This window comes from Streptomyces sp. UH6 (genome assembly GCF_013421635.1).
In the GTDB taxonomy this organism is placed as follows: domain Bacteria; phylum Actinomycetota; class Actinomycetes; order Streptomycetales; family Streptomycetaceae; genus Streptomyces; species Streptomyces abyssomicinicus.
This window is the reverse complement of sequence record NZ_JACADT010001012.1, coordinates 1-2,002: the sequence shown is the minus strand read 5'-3', so window position 1 is coordinate 2,002 and position 2,002 is coordinate 1. Positions and strand designations below refer to the sequence as shown.

Here is a 2,002-nt window from a genome sequence, read left to right as displayed (position 1 = left end):
CGCGCCCTGCTGCGCCTCGCCGGGGCGGGTCTCGGGCTGGCCGCGCTCACCGCTGCCGCCGGCTGCCGTGCCGAGGACGAGGACCCCTCCTCGGGGACCGGCACCGCAGGAGCCGGGAAGGACGACGCCAAGGGCGGTGGCGAGGGCTCCGGCAAGGGCGGCGCGCCCCGGCCGTTGTGGCAGAAGGACACCACCGCGCAGGCCATGGGCGTCGTCCATGCCCTCGTGGTGGCGGACGGCGTGGTGATAGCCACCGGTGACCCGCTCAAGGGCTTCGACGCGGCCACCGGCAAGGAGCTGTGGTCCCGGGAGGAGCTGACCGTGCCGGGCGCGCAGATGCTCCTGGGAGGCGGCACGCTGTACCTCGCCAGCGGCCAGTACGACGGGGACGTGGTCGGCATCGATCCGGCCACCGGCGAGGAGACCTGGCGCAGCAGGCTCGGCGGCGCGTACGGAGACCCCCGGGTGATCGCCGTGGACGACACCCAGGTCTACGTGATCGCCGAGGAGGTGGAGAACGGTGAGCTGACCGACCGGAACGTGATCGCGGCGATCGACACCGCTTCGGGACGGGCCGTGTGGAAGGAGCGGCGTGACGCCGGCACGGAGGAGCACGGCATCATCGCGGCCGCGCGGGGGCGGCACCTGGTCTACACGGACTACCGGAAGAACCTGACGGTGCGCGACACCTCCACCGGACAGCAGGTGTGGACGCGGAAGATCAGCGAGTTCAACTACCAGCGGTTCGCCGTGGAAGGGGATCTGGTGATCCTCGCGGACGACGGGAAGCTGCTGGCGGTCGACCTCGCCACCGGGAAGGACCGGTGGTCGCTGACGGCCGACGAGTTCACCAAGTTCGTCGGCCCCACCGTGCTGGACGGCGTCCTGTACGTCTCGGACACCAACCGCAAGCTGTTCGCCCTCGACCCGCGGACCGGCGACGTCGCCTGGGAGAACACCGGCCTGTCCGAGCGGGAGGCCACCAGCCCGTGGCACTTCGCGCTGGCGGGCGACGTCCTGTACGCGGCCACGGAGTTGAACGACCGGGGCGGCGTCTACGCGCTCGACGTGAAGACCGGCGACTACCTCTGGACGTACAACGACGGCTCCGGCGAGCTCGACGAGTGGTTCGTCACCACCACCGGGACCGGCGTCTTCTGCCTGCACGGCAAGCGTCTGACGGCTCTCCCGGTCTGACACCGGCCCCGCGTCAGCCCTCGAGCACCGCCAGGGGGTCGTCGAACACCGGCTGCCAGGCCAGTTCCGCGGCCCCCACCAGACTGTTGAAGGGCAGGGTGCATCCCTGGAGCGGGACGGCGGCGCTCTGCCCCCACAGGCTGCGCCGGGCCACCACCGAGTGCAGCCGCCCGGGATCGGCCTCCAGCAACGCCCGGTGGAGTCCGCCGAGGATGATCCGGTCCGGATTCAGGATGTTGACCAGGCCGGCCAGGCCCAGGCCCAGCCGGTCGATCAGCGCGTGCACCGCCGCCCGCACCGCGCGGTCGTGGCCGTAGCCGTCCCGGATCAGGTCCTCGGCCTGCCGCAGCAGGGACCCTTCGGGGCCCGGTTCACGTCCGAGCACGGCGAGGAAGGCCAGGGGGTCGGTCTCCACGTCGAGGCAGCCGCGGCTGCCGCAGTGGCAGGGGCGGCCGTCGGAGTCGACGGTGAGGTGTCCGACCTCCAGGGCGAGCCCCGAACTCCCGGTGTGCAGGCGGCCGTCCAGCACCAGGGCGCCGCCGACGCCCTGGTGGCCGGTGGCGACGCACAGGAGGTGGTCGGCGCCGCGCCCGGCGGCGTGCCGGTGCTCGGCGAGCGCCGTGAGGTTCATGTCGTTGCCGACGAAGACGGGCACCTCGATCCCGGCGGCACGCAGGCACGCGACGAAGACGTCCCGCACGGGGGCTCCGGCCGGCCAGGCGAGGAGCAGCGGGTTGAGCGCCACGCCGTCCGGCTCGGTCACCGCGAACGGCACCGCGAGCCCGGCCCCCACGCACCGCAGGCC

General features: G+C 73.0%; 2 protein-coding genes. One reads left to right on the top strand and one right to left on the bottom strand.

The window, feature by feature from the left end:
• Positions 1 to 1,197, top strand: a 1,197-nt coding sequence (locus HW445_RS28630; protein WP_257231343.1) for a PQQ-binding-like beta-propeller repeat protein, incomplete at its 5' end; no start/stop codon positions are given.
• A gap of 13 nt (positions 1,198 to 1,210) precedes the next feature.
• Here the strand turns inward: HW445_RS28630 and HW445_RS28625 are convergent.
• Positions 1,211 to 2,002: ROK family protein (locus HW445_RS28625; RefSeq protein ID WP_180223749.1), on the bottom strand; the 792-nt coding region annotated here is incomplete at its 5' end.